At 51.4% G+C, this 18,118-nt stretch carries 21 protein-coding genes and 1 pseudogene; 15 read left to right on the forward strand and 7 right to left on the reverse strand.

Annotation, left to right across the window (positions count from 1 at the left end; all coding sequences use genetic code 11):
• The 8 genes and pseudogenes from CV945_RS10060 to CV945_RS10100 all read left to right on the forward strand — a co-directional run.
• On the forward strand, positions 1-444 hold a 444-nt coding region (locus CV945_RS10060), incomplete at its 5' end, for an aldehyde dehydrogenase family protein (RefSeq protein ID WP_232722072.1).
• A gap of 66 nt (positions 445-510) precedes the next feature.
• Positions 511-1,158, forward strand: a complete 648-nt coding sequence (locus CV945_RS10065; protein ID WP_100659686.1) for a GntR family transcriptional regulator — start codon at positions 511-513, stop codon at positions 1,156-1,158.
• 78 nt (positions 1,159-1,236) lie between these two features.
• Positions 1,237-1,593: pseudogene (locus CV945_RS10070) on the forward strand (ABC transporter substrate-binding protein); the annotation flags it as partial.
• A gap of 86 nt (positions 1,594-1,679) precedes the next feature.
• The gene (locus CV945_RS10075) at positions 1,680-1,889 is read left to right on the forward strand and encodes a hypothetical protein (protein ID WP_080729557.1); all 210 of its coding nucleotides are present in this window, start codon (positions 1,680-1,682) and stop codon (positions 1,887-1,889) included.
• A gap of 101 nt (positions 1,890-1,990) precedes the next feature.
• Positions 1,991-2,992: a TAXI family TRAP transporter solute-binding subunit gene (locus CV945_RS10080; RefSeq protein ID WP_100659687.1), complete on the forward strand. Its 1,002-nt coding sequence runs from the start codon at positions 1,991-1,993 to the stop codon at positions 2,990-2,992.
• Between the two features lie 78 nt (positions 2,993-3,070).
• Positions 3,071-3,568, forward strand: a complete 498-nt coding sequence (locus tag CV945_RS10085) for a DUF1850 domain-containing protein (protein WP_100659688.1) — start codon at positions 3,071-3,073, stop codon at positions 3,566-3,568.
• Entirely contained in the window at positions 3,561-5,513 is a 1,953-nt protein-coding gene (locus CV945_RS10090) for a TRAP transporter permease (protein WP_100659689.1), read from the forward strand. The genes CV945_RS10085 and CV945_RS10090 overlap by 8 nt, the downstream gene beginning before the upstream one ends.
• Positions 5,514-6,493: 980 nt before the next feature.
• On the forward strand, positions 6,494-6,961 hold the full coding sequence (locus CV945_RS10100; RefSeq protein WP_100659690.1) for a flavin reductase family protein: 468 nt from the start codon (positions 6,494-6,496) through the stop codon (positions 6,959-6,961).
• 138 nt (positions 6,962-7,099) lie between these two features.
• Here CV945_RS10100 and CV945_RS10105 read toward each other — a convergent pair whose 3' ends face one another.
• Positions 7,100-7,663 (reverse strand): FAD-dependent oxidoreductase, encoded by a 564-nt coding sequence (locus CV945_RS10105; RefSeq protein ID WP_033011499.1) that lies wholly within the window; start codon positions 7,661-7,663, stop codon positions 7,100-7,102.
• Positions 7,664-7,926: 263 nt separating this feature from the next.
• Between CV945_RS10105 and CV945_RS17520 the strand changes: the two genes are divergently transcribed.
• The 6 genes from CV945_RS17520 (at position 7,927) to CV945_RS17250 (ending at position 12,321) form a co-directional block, all read left to right on the forward strand.
• Positions 7,927-8,505, forward strand: coding sequence for a hypothetical protein (locus tag CV945_RS17520; protein WP_063330488.1), 579 nt, complete (start codon positions 7,927-7,929; stop codon positions 8,503-8,505).
• A gap of 501 nt (positions 8,506-9,006) precedes the next feature.
• On the forward strand, positions 9,007-9,570 hold the full coding sequence (locus CV945_RS10115) for a biotin transporter BioY (RefSeq protein ID WP_044742674.1): 564 nt from the start codon (positions 9,007-9,009) through the stop codon (positions 9,568-9,570).
• Positions 9,571-9,574: 4 nt separating this feature from the next.
• Entirely contained in the window at positions 9,575-10,291 is a 717-nt protein-coding gene (bioD, locus tag CV945_RS10120) for a dethiobiotin synthase (protein WP_044742675.1), read from the forward strand.
• Entirely contained in the window at positions 10,281-11,660 is a 1,380-nt protein-coding gene (bioA, locus tag CV945_RS10125) for an adenosylmethionine--8-amino-7-oxononanoate transaminase (protein WP_100659691.1), read from the forward strand. The genes bioD and bioA overlap by 11 nt, the downstream gene beginning before the upstream one ends.
• 227 nt (positions 11,661-11,887) lie before the next feature.
• Positions 11,888-12,082, forward strand: coding sequence for a hypothetical protein (locus tag CV945_RS10130; RefSeq protein WP_100659692.1), 195 nt, complete (start codon positions 11,888-11,890; stop codon positions 12,080-12,082).
• 101 nt (positions 12,083-12,183) lie between these two features.
• Entirely contained in the window at positions 12,184-12,321 is a 138-nt protein-coding gene (locus tag CV945_RS17250) for a hypothetical protein (RefSeq protein ID WP_167438919.1), read from the forward strand.
• 53 nt (positions 12,322-12,374) lie between these two features.
• Here the strand turns inward: CV945_RS17250 and CV945_RS10135 are convergent, their stop codons facing one another.
• The 5 genes from CV945_RS10135 to CV945_RS10155 all read right to left on the reverse strand — a co-directional run bounded on the left by CV945_RS10135 (position 12,375) and on the right by CV945_RS10155 (position 16,717).
• A complete protein-coding gene (locus CV945_RS10135) occupies positions 12,375-13,442 on the reverse strand; it encodes a Ger(x)C family spore germination protein (protein WP_063164815.1) in 1,068 nt (355 codons plus the stop codon).
• Complete coding sequence (locus CV945_RS10140) at positions 13,439-14,527, reverse strand: GerAB/ArcD/ProY family transporter (RefSeq protein WP_063164816.1); 1,089 nt, start codon at positions 14,525-14,527, stop codon at positions 13,439-13,441. Before CV945_RS10140 ends, CV945_RS10135 begins: the two co-directional genes overlap by 4 nt.
• Before the next feature lie 21 nt (positions 14,528-14,548).
• Complete coding sequence (locus tag CV945_RS10145; RefSeq protein WP_100659693.1) at positions 14,549-16,018, reverse strand: spore germination protein; 1,470 nt, start codon at positions 16,016-16,018, stop codon at positions 14,549-14,551.
• 89 nt (positions 16,019-16,107) lie between these two features.
• Positions 16,108-16,443 (reverse strand): spore coat protein, encoded by a 336-nt coding sequence (locus tag CV945_RS10150; protein WP_008880249.1) that lies wholly within the window; start codon positions 16,441-16,443, stop codon positions 16,108-16,110.
• A gap of 16 nt (positions 16,444-16,459) precedes the next feature.
• The gene (locus tag CV945_RS10155) at positions 16,460-16,717 is read right to left on the reverse strand and encodes a hypothetical protein (protein WP_033010361.1); all 258 of its coding nucleotides are present in this window, start codon (positions 16,715-16,717) and stop codon (positions 16,460-16,462) included.
• 164 nt (positions 16,718-16,881) lie between these two features.
• Between CV945_RS10155 and CV945_RS10160 the strand changes: the two genes are divergently transcribed.
• Complete coding sequence (locus tag CV945_RS10160) at positions 16,882-17,799, forward strand: proline dehydrogenase family protein (protein WP_033010362.1); 918 nt, start codon at positions 16,882-16,884, stop codon at positions 17,797-17,799.
• Positions 17,800-17,861: 62 nt separating this feature from the next.
• On the opposite strand, the gene CV945_RS10165 is transcribed toward CV945_RS10160, so the two are convergent.
• The gene (locus CV945_RS10165; RefSeq protein WP_011232479.1) at positions 17,862-18,011 is read right to left on the reverse strand and encodes a YuzL family protein; all 150 of its coding nucleotides are present in this window, start codon (positions 18,009-18,011) and stop codon (positions 17,862-17,864) included.
• Positions 18,012-18,118 lie beyond the last annotated feature (107 nt).

Consider the following 18,118-nt stretch of genomic DNA (forward strand, 5'->3'; position numbering starts at 1 on the left):
ATTCTATCATACACAAAAGAAAAGGGGAACGCGCATTCCTCTCCCACTTACTCCCTTTGGTCGTTGAAGTGGGAGTCTCCTGCGCGAAATAGGATGAAAGTGGCGCAGGAAGAAATTTTCGGACCGGTCATGGCCGTCATGTCTTTCACGAGTGAAGAAGAGGCCATTCGGTTGGCGAACGATGTGAAGTACGGATTGGCGGCGTACGTCTGGACGAACGACATGAAGCGCGGCCACCGCGTCGCCCAAGCGATCGAAAGCGGGATGGCGTGGGTCAATTCACCGAACGTCCGCGATTTGCGCATCCCGTTTGGCGGGACGAAATACAGCGGCATCGGCCGCGAAGGCGGGCATTACAGCTTTGATTTCTATACGGAAGTGCAAGTTGTCCACGTCGCGGTCGGCGATCCGCCAATCCCCGCATTCGGCAAAGGGGAGAAATAGACCGCCTTGTCTGCCGAACAGGCATAATGGCTAGTCAATGTATACGATCTAGTATATGATAAACGTATGGAAACGAAAGCGAAAAACAAAACCCAATTGGCTTACGAGTATATTCTTTCTCGCATTGAAAACGGCGTCTATGGCCCGGGATACCGGGTCGTCATCGACCAAATCGCCCGCGAGCTTGGACTCAGCAGCATCCCGGTGCGGGAGGCGATCCGCCAGCTTGAAGCGGAAGGGCTTGTCGAGTTCAAACCGTATACGGGCGCCGTTGTGAGCAACATCAACGAGAAAGAATATATCGAGACGCTGTCGGTGTTGGCTGTGCTGGAAGGCTATGCGACCGCGCTTGGCTCCGCCAATTTGACGAAGGAGGCGATCAACGAGCTTGAGCGGTTGAACGAACGGATGGAGCGGGCGCTTGAAGAGCTGGAGCTGGAACGGTTCAGCGAGCTGAACTATGAATTTCATTCCTTGATTTACGCCCATTGCGGCAACGCCTACCTCGAAGAGCAAATCAAGCAAATTTGGCAGCGGATGAAGCGCATCCGCTTGTACGGATTTACGTTTGTCCCGCAGCGGGCGAAAGCATCGATCGAAGAACATAGAGAGATTGTCCGTCTGTTGCATGAACAGGCGCCGCCGCATGAAATCGAACAATACGTCCGTCAACACAAAATCAACACCGCCGAAGCGTTTAAGCGGCGGCGCTGATCTTCTTCCGCCGGGTGGAGGCCTGGCGGGAGAATGATGATTTGAAAGCGCTATCAATATAAAAGGGGTCAAAAAAAGATGAAAAAAGGAATGTCTCGATTGCTGGCGGCATTATTGCTCATGTTCCTTGCCGCCTGTGGGAAGACGGCGACATCGGGAGGAGAGGATGAAATCAAAATTGGCGCCATTTTTTCGGCTTCCGGCGGGGCGGCCCCGCTTGGCAAACCGGAGATGGAGACGGTCAAAATGCTCGTTGAGCAATGGAACAAGCAAGGCGGCATTGATGGAAAGAAAATTAAGCTGATTGCCTATGATGACAAGTCCAACCAAAACGAGGCCGTATTATCCACGAAAAAACTCATCGAACAAGACAAAGTGACGGCCATCATCGGCGGCACGATCAGCGGCAACTCCTTAGCCATGATTCCACTCATTTTTGGGGAAGTAACGGATATTTTGATGAAAGACGAACCGGGTGACCCACTCTTATTTTTTTGAAGGGAAGTACAGGAGTGTTGATCATGCATGATGAGACAGTCGTGATGGCCGGCGGACAGCCGGCCGGTTATCTGTTGTTTAGTGATAACGAACTGATGATTTATGAGGGAATGCGGGGTGAAATCCGGATTTTGTCAAATAGGGAAGCTTTGCAAAACTTGAACTTTGCTTCCTTCTGCAACCACGGTTTGGTCGGAAAGTGTGGGGTTTTCCCTGCCGTTCTGCATGATTAATAGAAAAACAGAACTAAGGAAATAATATGATGGTTGTGAAAATATGTTCGGTGCAATATAATCATAAAAGGAAACCGAAAATAGCAAAGGAGATGATGACGATGAAGAAGCGAAAGTGGTTTGCGCGCGCAATGACTGTTCTTTCTCTGTCGCTGTTGCTTGGCGCTTGTGGAAACGGTAACGGCAATGGAGGGACAGAGCAAGAAGGGGCCGACGGGAAGCAAGGCGGCGACGTGAAATTCCTCAGCATTGCCACTGGCGGGACAGGCGGAACGTATTATCCGCTTGGCGGGGCCTTTGCCGATATTATCAAAGATGAAACGGGCATCGACGCCAATGCCATCACTTCGGGGGCATCGGCGGAAAACATGGCGATTTTGGATGCGGGCGATGCGGAAATTGCATTTGCGCAAACTGACATCGCGACATACGCGACGGAAGGAAAATTAATGTTTAAAGAGAAAATTGAAAGCGTGAGAGGGATCGCGACCCTTTACCCGGAAACGATTCAAATTGTCACCACGAAAAAATCGGGCATTCAGTCCGTTGAGGATTTAAAAGGGAAAGTCGTTTCTGTCGGGGAAGCGGGCTCGGGGACGCGGGCAAATGCGGAGCAAATTTTGGAAGTTCACGGCATGACGTTTGATGATATTGAAGTGCGCAACTTGTCGTTTGATGATTCCGTCTCCGGCATCCAAGATGGCACGATTGATGCCGCCTTTATTACGGCGGGAACGCCGACGGGAGCGGTGGAAGGCTTGTCAGCGACGGAAGACGTTGTGATTGTGCCGATCGCTGAAGACAAAATCAATGCGCTGATTGAAAAATACCCGTACTATGCGAAAGATGAAGTGCCTCAAGGGACGTATAAGCTAGCGGAAACCGTTCCGACGGTCGCCGTGCGCGCGATGCTCGTCGCTCGGGCGGATTTGCCGGAAGACACGGTCTACAACGTGACGAAAGCGATTTTTGAAAACTTGGATAAGGTCAAACATGCCAAAGCCCAGCAAATCAAGCTGGAAAATGCGCTGGATGGCATGTCGATCGAGCTTCACCCGGGGGCGAAGAAATACTTTGATGAAAAAGGAGTTAAAGCGGAATAACGGTGTCACGGGAAGGACTGGCCGGGTTCATGGCGCCAGCCCTTCCTTATTTCCGCCGGCCACGAAGGGGGGCGGCTGATGCGAAAATGGTTCGCAGCGGTCAGTGCACTTCTGGCGGTTGCAGCCTTCTTCCTTCCTTTCCGCCAGGTGCTGGCGTTTGAAAAGGATGGCCGGGTCGTTGCGTATATCCCGATTTCTCAAGGGGATACGTTCGCGATTCGCTATACGCATTCGATCCACCGTTCAGATGTCGAGGAAACGTATAAGGTGTTGGCTGACGGGACGATTGAACAAATCGCTCTCACCTATGAGGATACGGCGGTCGGGATGCCGGCGAACGCGGCGCCAGGGGAGACATTTACGCTTCGGAATGGAAAATACTATATTACCGGCATGGAGCGCAAATTTCCATCCATCTTGTTGAGCATTGGGCGGGTTGTCGCCAACCATCGCGTCGTTTATGAAGGGAAGATGGTGACATTAAAAACAGTCATCCCTCCCGGCTCCATTGTCCGCATCAAGGTGACACGACTATCATTGGTTCAATGCTGGAAGGGAGTGAACTTGTTTGACTGAGAAGTTTGAACAGCTATCCGCAGAGGAGCAGCAACAATTGCTGGAAAAATATGATCCGGAAGCAGCGACGCGCAAATTGAAAGGGCCGCTTGGCTGGATTGCCTTTTTCGGGCTGCTTTCATTTTCACTCTTTCAGTTATATGCTTCGATTTTTCAAACGCTTCCAAAACAAATTTTATTGTCGATCCATTTAGGGTTTGCCTTGTCGCTTATCTTTTTATTGTTTCCGGCGCGGAAAAAACATCTTCATCGCGCCGACGTCGGCATCGTGAATATCCTTTTGTCGCTGTTGTCGATCGGGGTCGGCGCATATTTGCCGCTGATGCTCGATGACATCGTCCAACGCATCGGCATTATGACGCCGCTTGACTTTACGGTCGGTTTGGTCGCCGTGCTGCTTGTGCTTGAGGCGACGAGGCGGGCGGTCGGGCTGCCGATTACGATCATCGCCTCGCTATTTTTGCTGTATGCGTATTTCGGGCCGTATATGCCGGGATTTTTGGCTCATCGGGGCGTTGATTTGGAAGGGCTCGTCAAAACGATGTTTTTTACGACGGAAGGCATTTTCGGCACGCCGCTGTACGTGTCGGCGACATACATTTTCGTCTTCTTGTTGTTTGGCGCCTTCTTAGTGAAAACGGGTGTCGGGGAGTATTTTAATGACTTGGCGCTCGTTGTCGCCGGGAAGCGAATCGGCGGTCCGGCGAAGGTGGCGGTGTTCTCAAGCGCGCTGCAAGGAACGATCAGCGGCAGCTCGGTGGCGAACGTCGTGACGTCCGGGGCGTTTACGATTCCGATGATGAAACGTCTCGGATATGGAAAAGAGTTTGCCGGCGCTGTGGAGGCGACATCGTCCACCGGCGGCCAGCTCATGCCCCCGGTCATGGGAGCGGCGGCGTTTTTGATGGTGGAGTTTATCGGCGGCATTTCGTATTGGGAGATCGCAAAAGCAGCGGCGATTCCAGCGATTCTATATTTTGCCGGCATTTGGATGATGACGCACTTTGAAGCGAAGCGAATCGGGCTGCGCGGGTTGACAGAGGAAGAAATGCCGAACCGGAAAGAAGTGCTCGGAAAAATCTACTTGCTCGTTCCGATCATCGTTGTCATTTTGCTGCTGATGAGCGGGATGAGCGTGATGCGGGCGGCGCTCTGGTCGATCGTGGCGATCATTGTCGTCAGCGGCTTGAAAAAGGAAACGCGGCTGGGGTGGCGCGACATCATTGACGCGCTAGTCGACGGGGCGAGAAGCGCGCTGTCCGTGGCGGCGGCGACCGCCGCAGCCGGCATCATCGTCGGGGTCGTGACGAAAACCGGCCTTGGCTTAAAAATGGCAAACGGGCTAGTGGACTTATCGAACGGGATTTTGATTTTAACGCTCTTTTTCACGATGTTGACATCGCTCATTCTCGGCATGGGGTCACCGACGACCGCGAACTATGTCATTACGTCAACGATCGCGGCGCCGGCGATCATCGCTTCCGGTGTGCCGGAACTGGCGGCTCATTTGTTCGTCTTTTACTTTGGCATTATTGCCGATATTACGCCGCCTGTGGCGCTTGCGGCGTTTGCGGCGGCCGGCATTTCCGGAGGGAAGCCGCTACGGACCGGGGTGATTGCGTCGAAGCTAGCGATTTCCGCGTTTATCATCCCGTACATGTTTGTCTTTTCACCGGCGCTGTTAATGATTGATACGACGCTTCCATATTTGATATGGGTCGTCTTTTCCGCGTTTATCGGCATGTTGGCCATTAGTGCGGGGATGATCGGCTTTTGGTACCGGAAGCTCAACATTGTTGAACGCATCATTGCGGTTGCGACAGGGTTGCTGCTGATTTATCCAGAAAAAATCAGCGATATCGTCGGATTGGTCTTATTTGCGGCCATGTTTGCCATTCAATATGCAGCCGGAAGACGGGAACGGACGCAGAAAACGGCGTCATAAAAGTCCGATTTGAGCAAACCGAAAGGCAGGCGCTCATCTAGACGAGGCCTGCCTTTTGCTTGCGGTTGCGACGGGGCGGTGACATCATCTAGCGCTTTGCGGACAAGCTATTGCGTTTTCATCTATGGATGCAGGCCCGCCAGTTTCTTGCGCTGCCACTGAAGAAAAGAATAGCGTCAACAGCAAAGTCGTAGCCGCTTTTTTGTGCATCAAATGGGAACCCGGTTCAGGTGATGAAAAGGAACCGGCCGTGTTTGAGTACGGACATCTCCAACGCGGCAATGGCTGATGGCGCGTCGTCGTTGTTTCCTTGTTTGGTTTTTGCTATGATGGGGATAGATTTGGCTGGCTTTCCGGTCAGCGGCTTGCTTGCAACATGCACCTGAGCGGCTGAGAACTGCCCCCCTAGTGGGCCGGTGATTGAAAACGGCAAATGGAAAAAGGTATTTCTTTCATCCTATTTCGCGCAGGAGACTCCCACTTCAACGACCAAAGGAAGTAAGTGGGAGAGGAATGCGCGTTCCCCCTTTCTTTTGTGTATGATAGAATAAAGGCGTGGAGAAAACCGTTAAATAAAGGCACTCCAATAAACTGCTGCTCGATGTATGGAGTTGGTTGCAGGAAACGTTGCAACCGTAAAACATCGAGTGTAGGTCTGTCTGTTGTGTGTGGAAGCCAAGTACTGCCAACAGACACACCGAGAGAATCGGTAACGATGCAGACATGACCTGTGTCGTTGGGTAGTCGTCAACCTGCCCCCTGATGCAACCCCAAGTCAAGGAAGGAGGACGAAGTCCGTTTGCACTTCTGGGGAGTGGCAAGCCCCCACTTCAAGCGTTAGCGAAGTGGGGGTAGTTGACTGAGAACGTCTGTTTTTGAGCAATAAAAATCATTGATGGAAGGACATCGCAGTTTTTCACCGGCCTTCTGGGAGCAGCCAATCACAGCTAGATGATGAAAAGGGAAGGATGGGAGAACGTATGGATGACCGCACATTCCGCAACGCGATGGGGAAATTCGCAACCGGCGTGACGGTTGTGACGACCGCGTTTCAAGGGGAAGCGAAAGGGATGACGGCGAACGCGTTTATGTCCGTTTCGCTCGACCCAAGGCTGGTGGTCGTCTCCATTGGCCATAAAGCGCGAATGCATGACATTGTCAAGCAAACGAGGAAATTTGCTGTCAACATTTTGCGACGTGATCAAGAGGAGTTGTCGCGCTTGTTTGCTGGCCAGCTGAAAGAAGAACGCCCTGTTTCGTTCGATTGGGTGAACGGCCATCCGATTTTGCCGGAGGCGTTGGCGAATATTTTATGCAACGTCCACAGCACGTACGTGGCCGGCGATCATACGCTTTACTTTGGGGAAGTGACCGATATTTTGATGAAAGACGAACCGGGCGACCCGCTCTTGTTTTTTGAAGGGAAGTACCGGAGCATTGGACAATAAGCGTCCTTGGATGAATCGAGGCCGCTATTGTCATGCGGGGACGACGCGACAGACGTTTCAGGCCCGTCATCTTGCATCCCGGCCGTTTCCATGGCGCTATTTAGAAAAGGTGTCCCGCTGTTTGGGACACCTTCGTTGTTATTTTTTCAATACATCGTGATCGACGTACCGTTCGCCGTTCAGCTCGCTGATGACGTTGATGGCGACTTTCGCACCGTCGCCTGCTGTGATGATCGTATGGACGCTGACGCCAGCGACCGTCCCGGCCGCCCAAATGCCGTCGATGTTCGTCTTGCCGTTGGCGTCGACGTCAAGCACCGTTTTAATGCGCGGCTCCGTACCCGGTTTGGTGCGCAGGCCGATTTTTTCCGCTAAATCGGTCGCCAAACCGGTGGCGAAGATGACGTGTTTCGCTTCATAGGATCCAGCTTCTGTTTCGAGACGGAATCCCCCGTCTGTTTTTTGCACATCCGTCACTTGTGCTTCCACCAATTCTGCTCCGAATTTTGCGGCTTGCTTTTTCCCGGTTTCCACCAATTCCGGGCCGCTGATTTGCGGAACGCCGTAATGGTTTTCCACCCAAGCGCGCTTTGTCATGCCTTTGTCGCTGTCAAACAAGACCGTTCTCTTCCCGGCTTTGGCGGCGAAAATGGCGGCGCTTGCCCCTGCAGGCCCGGCGCCGATGATGGCGATGTCGTACATCGTGCATCCTCCCTTTGTTATTTGTTAGAATATTAACACTATGAGTGTAGCACAAATGGGAAGCGGAACCAAATCATCCGCACTATCATTTAATAATAATTTTTAATTTATATTTACTATAAACAAAAAGTGTGTATAATAGAATGTAGAAGGAGTGCAAAGGGGAGAAAGATCGATGAACAAGCCGATGATTTGTGAACAATGCCGCCAGCCTATTCGGCGGCTGAAACATTCATTGCTTTGCCAGTGCGGGATGAAAATGGTTGTGCAAAAATAATACAGCGAAAAGCGGCTTCCTGTTTCTGTCGCATTCAACCGGCGAATGGCGCCGGTTTTTTTATCTTCTCATTTACGAAAGCGGCGAATATATAAAAGTAAAACCGCATTTTTCACAAGGGTTGGTGCCGCTGATGCACGACAAACGAGATTTAGGAGCCCGCTTGGCCGCTTTTTACCGAGAGATGGCGGAGTGGGTGGGACAAAAGCGGAAGGAAGTTCCTCTTTCCTTTCACGAGGAGAGCCGCGATCAGTTGCTTGCTTACTTATATATGAGGGGGCACATGCCGTCGGATTTGCGTGAAGCGATGGAAGACGCCGGATGGCGGCTTGAGGGGCAAGAGGCTCATCTCATCGACGCAGTCGAACAAGTTTTGGCTTATTTGCGCACGCCGGTTGATGGCGGATGGGAGCTTCGAAAGGTGACAAGGAGGTATATTGCCGAAGCGGTGCGCTTGCTGTCGTCGCTGCTGGAAAAGGAAGGGGGACGGAGCGGACTGTTGGCGGCGCCGAAAACAGCCGGCGAACGGATGAGTTCGTTCGATTTGTGGGAGAGAGGAGGGTGAGAGCTGGCTGCAACATGCACTGTATGTAGTTGGCACAGTGAATTGAACCAAAAAAGCTCACCGACATGCGGCCGCCTGTTTTCAAGACAGACTTTCTTGACGAAAACATCCCCATCGGACGAATGGAAAATATCCCTATGTTCAATGCTGCAACGTTATGCATTTTAGAGTTCGGGGATGTTTAGAAGGCCGGTGATTTAGTGAAAAATCGCGGAAAAACGGACTTTTTTCTCAAATAGAGAAGTCTTGCAAAATCAACGCTTCTCTTTCGACCGAAAACAATGGGTTCGGCAAAATCAGTTGTTTTTCACCAACCTTTTAGGGCAGGCAAAACATATTTAGTGCAGCAGGAGCAGTAAGCGTGGATATAGCGGTGAAAGAGGGGGCGGTTCTTTTGGCCCCCTCATTTCTATTTAAATGTAAACCTTTATAAAGGTAAGGTTGACAAATAAAGCTTATGTCCGGCACAATAGAAACAAAGATTGGGAGAGGAGGGGAAACGTGCACATCCGTTCCTTTGTTTGGGCCGCCTTTTTTGCCGCCCTGACAGCGGTCGGCGGGTTCATCAAAATCCCGGTGCCGTATGTGCCGTTTACGCTGCAAATCGCCGCGGTTTACCTGGCTGGCTGTCTGCTTGGCCCCAGAACAGGAGCGCTCAGCCAACTTCTATATGTCTTGATCGGGCTGGCGGGCGCGCCGGTGTTTGCGGAAGGAGGAGGGCTCGGTTATGTGTTGAAGCCGACGTTTGGCTATTTGCTTGGCTTCATCGCCGGGGCGTATGTATGTGGTTCGCTTGTCCACCGTTTTCAATGGACAAGAGCGCGGGACATATGGAAGGCGAATTTGGCGGCCTTATTGACGGTGTATGCGTTTGGCTGCACGTGGCTGTACATAGCGATGAAATGGATCGCCGAGACCCCGCTTTCCATCGGCCAAACGCTATGGTTCGGATTTCTTCTTCCGGTGCCGGGGGATCTCGCGCTTTGCGCTGTTTGTTCGGTCATCGCGGTGCGCGTCTGGCCGCGCGTCCGACCGATCATGATGACTCGAGGGATGGGGGGATAAGAGAATGGGGAAAGCCATTTTCATGACGGGAACCGGAACGGAAATCGGCAAGACAGTGGTGACGTCCATTGTGGCATTGGCGTTGGAGCGGTTTGGGATGAAAGTCGGCGTGTTCAAGCCGATTCAGACTGGACTGGCCGAAGACGGGGTGTCGTTTGCCGAACAATATTGGTATGAACGAGTGGCGAAAATCCCTACATCAGAAGGCATGTACTATATGGAGCCGGCGATGTCGCCGCATTTGGCAGCCGCGTTGACCGGCACGTCCATCGAACCGGAGCGGATTGCTGAGCGGCTCGAACAGCTGAAGCAGCGCTATGATGTCGTGCTCGTCGAAGGAGCGGGCGGGCTGGCTGTTCCGTGGTGCGAGCGCGATGGACGATGGTATATGACGAGCGATTTCGTTCGTGATTATCAGCTGCCGACGGTTCTCGTGTCGCTCTCAAGCCTTGGGGCGATTCACCACGCGGTGACGACGGCGGCGTATGCCGAGGCGAAAGGCATCCGCTTGCTTGGCCTTGTATTCAATCAGTTTCAAGAGCAGGAGATCATCCACCAAAACAATGTCGAAATGATCGCCGCGTTGCTTCGACTCCCGGTGCTGGCGGTCGTGCCGCTCCTTCCTGCTGTATCAAGGAAGGAACTAGAAAACCTGGCCGAACAGTGGATCGAACAAGGAAAGGCGAAACAATGGCTGGAGGTGCTTAGCGTTGGCGTATAGCTACGAGCAATTGGAACAGTGGGACAAGCAGTGCGTCTGGCATCCATTTACGCAAATGAAACAGTATGCGAAAGAACGTCCGCTGATCATTGAACGCGGGCAAGGAAGCTATTTGTACGATGTCGACGGCAACCGGTACCTAGACGGCTATGCGTCGCTATGGGTCAATGTCCACGGCCATAACGACCCGGAGCTGAATGCGGCGCTTCGCGAGCAATTGGAGAAAATTGCCCATTCGACATTGCTCGGTTCGGCGAATGTGCCGTCGATTTTGTTGGCCAAACGGCTGCTTGAATATTGGCCGCACATGTCAAAAGTGTTTTATTCCGACACCGGGGCGGCGGCGGTGGAAATCGCGCTCAAGATCGCCTATCAGTATTGGAAAAATATCGATCCGGTTCGATATGCGAAGAAGAACAAATTTGTCTCGTTGAAGGAAGCATACCACGGCGATACGGTCGGGGCGGTGAGCGTTGGCGGCATGGAAACGTTCCACCGTATTTTTGCGCCGCTTTTGTTTGAGCGGATCGAAGTGCCGTCGCCGTACGTGTACCGTATGGACGAATACGGAAGCGAGCAGGAGATCGTCGGCTATTGTTTGCGCGAGCTGGAACGGGTGCTTGAGGAGCAGCACGATCAAATCGCCGCGGTTGTCATCGAGCCGCTTGTGCAAGGAGCGGCGGGGATCATCGTCCATCCGCGCGGGTTTTTAAAAGGAGTGGAAAGGCTTTGCCGCCGGTATGGGGTGCTCTTCATTTGCGACGAGGTCGCCGTCGGCTTTGGCCGCACCGGCACGATGTTCGCTTGTGAGCAGGAAGAGGTGAAGCCTGATCTTGTCTGCCTTGGGAAAGGGATTACTGGAGGATATTTGCCGCTCGCGGCCACACTGGTCACGGAAGAGATTTATGCGGCATTTCTCGGCGATGTGGACGAAGACAAAACGTTTTACCACGGCCATACGTATACGGGGAATCAGCTCACTTGTTCCGTTGCGCTGAAAAACATTGAGCTCATCGAAAAACGCAGCTTGATTGACAGCGTAAAGCGGAAGGCGCGCCGACTGGCCGAATGGCTTGAGCGGTTGTATGAAATTCCAATTGTTGGCGACATCCGGCAAAAAGGCTTGATGTGCGGCATTGAAATCGTGAAAGACCGAAGAACGAAAGAAGTGTTTCCGCGCGCGGCCATGGTGGAGCACCGGATCATCCTTGAGGCGCGCCGGAGGGGGCTTGTCATCCGTCCGCTCGGCCCGGTGTTGACGTTCATACCAGTTCTTTCGATGAGCGAAGACGAAATGGCCGAGGCGGTGCGCATTTTGTTCGATTCGCTTGCCTGTTTGTACGAACAGGCGCACGCAGAGTTTCTATAAGCGGGGGCGGCGGACAGCCGCCTGTTTTTGGTTTTGTGCAGATGGGAAAGCGAGGCAAAAGATTTTTTTGAGTGCAAAGACCTTGAAGAAACAAGCTTCCTTTGCATTCGCGCATCAATATTGGGGAGAAATCGCTGTTTTTCACCAGCCTTCTAGGTACTGGCCTAAGCAGCGGGCGTTTTTCCTGCATACAGTGGGACTAAAGCAAGCGGAAGGGGGGAAGCAAGATGAGCCATCTCCAAGTGGCGGATGAGCGCATTTGGCGGCCATGGGGCTTTTGGTTTTGGCGGCCGCGCCCGTTTTTCTTCGGCGCTCCGTTTTTTGGCGCTCCATTTTTCGGCGGCTTTTTAGGCGGGCTGCTCGGCAGCGCCTTGTTCCCGCCGTTTTTCTATCCGTGGTGGTATGGCCCGATTTGGTGGTGAGAAAACAAACAAGGGTTGGGCGGACGGCCCACCCTCTTTTTTGTTGTGTGCATATGAATAAAGTGACGCATCTTACTCATGAAGGAAAGGAGAAAGAAGCGATGCCATTTCCAGGATTGTTGTTTGGCGCCCCATTTGTCGGCGGCTTCTTGGGGGGGCTGCTCGGCGGCGCATTGGCTCCGCGGCCCTTTTATCCGCCGTATCCGCCATACCCGCCGTATCCAGGCTGGTGGTATTAATCAACGATTCATGAAAGAAGAATAAGCATCCCTTTTGGAATAAGAAGGGATGCTTATTCGATGATTCCGGTGTCGCGGATCGTCACCTCGGCGGTGACGCGGATCGGAAGGTGGCTGTAGTTCTTATAAAAATCGCGGTGGCGAAACTGTCGGTAACGGCTCGCGGCCAGATCGCCGAAGCCGATCGGATCGATGTGTTTTTCTTGAAAACGGCGGAGAAGAGCCGCGGTTTTCGAACGAATTTGTTGTTCGAATGTTTTTTCGACAGACTTGCGGACATCGAATGTGAATGCCCCACGTTTGTATTCGCGTACGACTCCTTCAAGCGCAAGATGAACATGAATATGCGGGCGGGTTTTTGGTCCTGAAAAGGAAATGGTCCGCTTTGTTGAGATATTTTTAATGGATACGTAGTGTTGGCGATTCAATCGGATCGTATGGGTACCTTCACTGTAGGCATCGGCTGCGATTTTAAAGTAGAACATATCACTCCGCCCAATCGTATCGACCATCCGATCGTTGCGAAAGAGAGCAACACCGATCACTTGTACATCTTCACCCACCCGGCGTATATATGGCAAAAAAGGATCTTTTCCGTCCGCATAGTACGTTTTTAAAAATAAATGCAAATTTGTTTTGGGCAAATCGCGCTGCTCGATATTTTGTTTTAGTAAGTTCGAGAGATAAATGCCGCTTCCTTGCCGGCCGTAACGTCCTTCGAGCAAACGTTCAGCTGTCCCATCGACCACCGCCAAATACAGTCTCGTCCCGATGCTCGCATCGCGGTGGAATTGATCGACAAAGGGAAAAATCCCCCGTTTGGCCAGGCGTTTTCCGTACAAGGCGGTCTCAATGCTTCCGTTGACGAGCGGCTCAGATGTTTTATATTGCAGTTCTTCGAGCACGTCTTTCGCCGTAGGGGAAACGGCTGTCAACGTTTTGTTTGCTGTTTCTCCTTTTTTGTAAACCGGGATGAGAACGGTTCCCCGAATTTTCTCTTTTCCTGCTTCATCAAACCCGACCGCGCTTTCAATGTTGATATCATCCAAAATTTCTTTGCGAAGACAGCCGCAAAGGATCGCGACGGTAAACCCGATCAACAGAGCGGTTCGTATGCTCATACGTTTCCTCTCACTTTCTTCACAATATATGTGATGCCTGCAAGACAAGGAATCCATATATAGAGGAAATAAAAGCCAACTCTGTTTAAAATGGTGTTAACGAAGTCTACTTCTTTGCGGTCATGAATGAGCAGCGTGCTGAAAAAACAAATGGCGGCAATGACGAGCAACGCAGTTTTTTGGCGGACCGGAAAAAGCTGCCTGCATATCCGTGAAGAGCACCATAATCCTAAGCAGACGTTCGGCAAAATAATCAGCAGCCAGTTGGCGATGCCGATATATTCGAAGCGTTCAATGAACGGCAATTCCACCATTTTCCACATCGTTAACGTCGGCCAAATTTGCCGCTGCAGTTGTTTTTCGCTAAAATATGCCAATGTCAATACGGTAAGCAACGCATAAAACAATGTCGTCGTCAATAAGGCGGCATGCGCCCATTTGGCGGACTGGTTTCCGCGCTTGATAAAAGGGTAAAAGAGCAAAATCGTTTCGTATCCAAGCATCGTCAATGTCATTTGTTTCGCCGCCTTCACAATGGTTGAAGGGGGATGATCCAATATCGGAAGCAGCTGGTAAAAGTCAGTGTAATCAAGGACAAACCAAAAGGTAAACAACAAATAGCTCGGAATGATCAAGCAAAAAAAGCAAATGCCGACAACAACCCGGAATCCGCCAACGGTAATGTATAGACAAAGAAACAAAAATGCGAGTGAAAATTCCCATGTTTTCAAGTCAGGAAACATCCATACTTGAATCACTTCGATATATGTGCGCAGAACGACAAAGGCCATAGCGGCAAAGTAAAGGGCAAGCAATGACGAAAGGGCTCCTCCGACCCAGCGGCCGAAAAGGCGCTGATGAAGGAGGAGGAAATCGCCATCTGCCTGTTGCAGCAACCAGTATAGCACGATGAGAATCAGATGGGACGAAGCGCCGGCCAGCAGGACGGAAATCCAGGCATCATGTCCGGCTGTTTTCGCGATGACCCGCTGAAATCCGAGCACTCCGACACCGATTTGCATGGACACGATCACAAAAAAGGTCATGAAAGGTGAAACTTGTAGACGTTCGGCAACAGAAGCCATTGTCGTCCTCCTGTCGGTTTGTCATTCGTCGATGTCCCGTTTTTCTTTTGCCTTTTTCCTATTAAAGCGAATGGGCTGCTCGGTCCGCAATGTTTCCGGCCGTTTCGATTGGCTTGTAAACGGCAGGCGGACCAACGCGTCTTTTAAATCCCGCCAACGCGGCGGATATAAAGGGGAAAGGAACGGACGCCCGAGCGAAGTCAAGTAAAGCAGATGGGTCACGATAATACAAAAACAAAAGGCAACGCCAAGCAGCCCCCATATCTCGGCGAACAGGATAAATGGAAAACGCATCAAGCGAATCGTGTTCCCGATTTTATAAACGGGGGTAGTAAAGGAAGCCAATGCGGCGAGCGCCACTAAGATGAGCAAAACATTGCTTGTCAAACCGGCTTCAACGGAGGCGGTTCCAATAACAATCCCGCCCACGATCCCGATCGTTTGGCCGACTTTTGTGGGGAGCCGCGCCCCGGCCTCCCTTAATAGCTCAATCGTTAGTTCGAGAAACAACACTTCCAAAATGGGTGGGAACGGAATTTCCCTTCTCGATGTAATCAAGGTGCCGAGTAAATCTTTTGGAATCAGTTCGTAATGATAGTTCAACGTCGCTACATACATCGGCGTAATCAAAATAGAAAAGGTGACCGAAAACAGGCGGATGAGACGGAAAAACGATGCGACCGTCCAATTGAGAAAGTAGTCTTCAAAGGATGAAAAAAATTCCACTAACGTCGTTGGACCGATCAATACGTGTGGCGATCCATCTACCATAATCGCCACTTTTCCTTCGGCCAGTACGGCAGCGACTCGGTCCGGGCGCTCCGTATCGAGCAGCTGCGGAAAGGGAGAGTGTCGATTGTCCGAAATGATTTGCACGATATAAGAACTGTCAATGATCTCGTCAAATTCCACTTCCTCGATGCGCTGAAGAACCGTTTGGACGTTGTCGGGATTGGCAATGCCATCAATATAAACAACCGCCACTTTCGTTTTTGACAACGTTCCGACCGTTGTCATTTTGACCGTCAAACGGTCGATCGGGATTCGTTTGCGCAATAAGTACAAATTTGTTTCCAACGATTCAATAAACGACTCCTTCGGGCCGACGACGCTAAATTCCACTTCGGGGATAGTGAGTGTCCGTTCCAATGTTTTTTGCGCCTTTACGAGCAGCCCGGTTTCGTCCGTTTCATGAAGGCGGATGAATAAATATCCCTCGAGCAATTTTTCCTTCACATTATTAGGGTCGCTAGAAATATATGCATCGTCGATTGGAAGAGCTCGGTGGATCTCTTCTAAAGATGAAAACGGACAATGAAACAAGTAAGGAAAAATAGAGCGAGCAACAAATTCCATATCAACCATCGGCTCGACATACGACACCCATAGATAGAGACCGGCTGTATCGTTCCGGTACACTTTTGTTTGGAAATCCGTCGAGCTCCCTAATATTTGCAGTGTTGTCCATACGGATGGAGGTGGAGCTGTCATCCCTCTCCCCCTTCGTGTTCAGAATTTCTGCTTTTCAGACGTGAAAGAGGATGTCCGCACGCAATAGCGGGCATCCCCATTTGTTCCCTTCACTGCAGTTGATTTCCTTGATAAGGGAACTGGTTTGTATATCCTTGGAACTGTTGGTATGTTTGTTGAAGCTTTTGCGGATCGGCTGCTTCGAGCTTGTACCAACCTTTTTTGAACATTAAATTGAACAATTCACGCTGGCAATTTTGCGTTTCTGTAAAAATGTTCATCATATCTTGATATAACGGTTGGTTGCTCGCCTCATGCAAAAACACGCTGTAGGACAACGTCATATACTTTTCCGTCGCCAACATATCGTTCAAAAAGTCGCGCTCATTCATTTGCGGTGTTTTTGGCACTTGTGTTTCTGGATTTTGCACTTGTCTTGTGTTCATGCGACGCTCCTCCTTATTACATGACTGGCGGTTGCGGCGGGTTTTGCAAATGACGCAAAATCATGTTGTAATGGCGCTGATGCATTTGCCCGGCGCGCTCGATCGCCTGCACCACCTCGGGGTCCCGGCATTGCGCGGCGAAAAAGTGCGCCTTTTTCGCCGCGAGCAAGTTCCACGACATCATATCGGAAAAATACATGGCGTCTTTTGATGACACCATTTGCGGCGGCTCGGGCATCGCGGTCTGCGGGTTCATTTGCGGTTGTTGCTGCATCGCGTTTCGCTCCTTTCATGGTTTGTTCGCTTGTAGATTGTGCAGTGAGTGGAAAATTATTCACATATAAAAGATAAACCGTGCGGAAAAAACATATTCAATCGGGCGGAAACATGGTACAATAAGGATGATGAATGCGTTTCCATACAAGGAGGCTTGCAACAGTGGAACAGCTGATGCGCGACTTTTTTTTGTTCTTGTCCAAAAATAAGACGTTGACCCGGTTGGCGAAGCGATACGGCCTCCGCTTCGGCGCGTCAAGGTTTGTCGCCGGCGAAACGATTGAGGAAGCGGTGCATGTCATCCGCCGGCTGAACGAAAAAGGGCTGGCCGTGACGGTCGACTACTTGGGAGAGTTTGTCGATAACGAGCAAGAAGCGAACGAGATGGCGAACCATTGCCTAGAGGCGATCGACGCGATCAGCCGCGAGAAGCTGAATTCGCAACTGTCGCTGAAAATGACGTCGATGGGGCTTGACATTTCCGATGATCTTGTCATGCGCAACATGCGCCGCATTTTGGATGCGGCGAAAGAGCGCGGCGTGTTCGTGACGATCGACATGGAAGACTATTCACGCTGCCAAAAGACGCTCGACATTTTTAAAACGTTGAAAAAAGAGTACGATAACGTCGGAACGGTCCTGCAGGCGTATTTGTACCGGACGGAGCAAGACATTGAAGATCTGAAGCCGTACCGCCCGAACTTGCGGCTCGTCAAAGGGGCGTACAAAGAGCCGCCGGAAGTGGCGTTTCCAGACAAAAAAGATGTGGACGAAAACTTTAAAAAGATCATCAAGCAGCATATGCTAAACGGCAACTACACGGCGGTGGCGACGCATGACGACGCCATCATTGAATATACGAAGCAGCTCGTCAAGGAATACAATATCCCGAACAGCCAGTTTGAATTTCAAATGTTGTACGGCATTCGTCCGGAGCGCCAGGTCGAGCTGGCGCGCGAAGGGTATACGATGCGCGTGTACGTGCCGTACGGCACCGATTGGTACGGCTATTTTATGCGCCGGCTCGCCGAGCGCCCGGCCAACGTGGCGTTCGTCGTCAAAGGCATGTTCCGTAAGTGACGCCCATCGCCCGGCAGCGCGAAAGTCAAGCAGGCAAAAAGGGGACGGACGCCCTTAGGCGTTCAGTCCCCTTGCATGTTGTGCTTTTTGTACTGCTGATTTTGGCTCGTCCGCTTGCCGCCGCCATCGGCTTCGACCGTCGGGCCGGCGTTTCCTTTCACGCTCGCCGCGCTGACGCCGCGTTCAGACGGATTTTTTTTCAGCCGGGCCATCGTCTTCACCTCCTGGTTGTTAGTATGGATTGAAAGAACGGCGGCGATGTGAAAAAAATGTGCGCAAATATATTGCGAAAATTACCAACATACTATATATTGAATAT

The sequence above is a fragment of the Geobacillus sp. Manikaran-105 genome (genome assembly GCF_002809955.1).
In the GTDB taxonomy this organism is placed as follows: domain Bacteria; phylum Bacillota; class Bacilli; order Bacillales; family Anoxybacillaceae; genus Geobacillus; species Geobacillus thermophilus.

What these genes read in the sequence shown, in the direction of transcription:
- CV945_RS10065 (WP_100659686.1), top strand. Translation starts at nt 511, where the DNA reads ATGGAAACGAAAGCGAAAAACAAAACCCAATTGGCTTACGAGTATATT.
- CV945_RS10080 (WP_100659687.1), top strand. Translation starts at nt 1,991, where the DNA reads ATGAAGAAGCGAAAGTGGTTTGCGCGCGCAATGACTGTTCTTTCTCTG.
- CV945_RS10145 (WP_100659693.1), bottom strand. Translation starts at nt 16,018, where the DNA reads ATGACAGCTCCACCTCCATCCGTATGGACAACACTGCAAATATTAGGG.
- CV945_RS17250 (WP_167438919.1), top strand. Translation starts at nt 12,184, where the DNA reads ATGCCATTTCCAGGATTGTTGTTTGGCGCCCCATTTGTCGGCGGCTTC.
- CV945_RS10085 (WP_100659688.1), top strand. Translation starts at nt 3,071, where the DNA reads ATGCGAAAATGGTTCGCAGCGGTCAGTGCACTTCTGGCGGTTGCAGCC.
- CV945_RS10075 (WP_080729557.1), top strand. Translation starts at nt 1,680, where the DNA reads ATGCATGATGAGACAGTCGTGATGGCCGGCGGACAGCCGGCCGGTTAT.
- CV945_RS10105 (WP_033011499.1), bottom strand. Translation starts at nt 7,663, where the DNA reads ATGTACGACATCGCCATCATCGGCGCCGGGCCTGCAGGGGCAAGCGCC.
- CV945_RS10155 (WP_033010361.1), bottom strand. Translation starts at nt 16,717, where the DNA reads ATGCAGCAACAACCGCAAATGAACCCGCAGACCGCGATGCCCGAGCCG.
- CV945_RS10150 (WP_008880249.1), bottom strand. Translation starts at nt 16,443, where the DNA reads ATGAACACAAGACAAGTGCAAAATCCAGAAACACAAGTGCCAAAAACA.
- CV945_RS10135 (WP_063164815.1), bottom strand. Translation starts at nt 13,442, where the DNA reads ATGAGCATACGAACCGCTCTGTTGATCGGGTTTACCGTCGCGATCCTT.
- CV945_RS10130 (WP_100659692.1), top strand. Translation starts at nt 11,888, where the DNA reads ATGAGCCATCTCCAAGTGGCGGATGAGCGCATTTGGCGGCCATGGGGC.
- CV945_RS10140 (WP_063164816.1), bottom strand. Translation starts at nt 14,527, where the DNA reads ATGGCTTCTGTTGCCGAACGTCTACAAGTTTCACCTTTCATGACCTTT.
- CV945_RS10165 (WP_011232479.1), bottom strand. Translation starts at nt 18,011, where the DNA reads ATGGCCCGGCTGAAAAAAAATCCGTCTGAACGCGGCGTCAGCGCGGCG.
- bioD (WP_044742675.1), top strand. Translation starts at nt 9,575, where the DNA reads ATGGGGAAAGCCATTTTCATGACGGGAACCGGAACGGAAATCGGCAAG.
- CV945_RS10100 (WP_100659690.1), top strand. Translation starts at nt 6,494, where the DNA reads ATGGATGACCGCACATTCCGCAACGCGATGGGGAAATTCGCAACCGGC.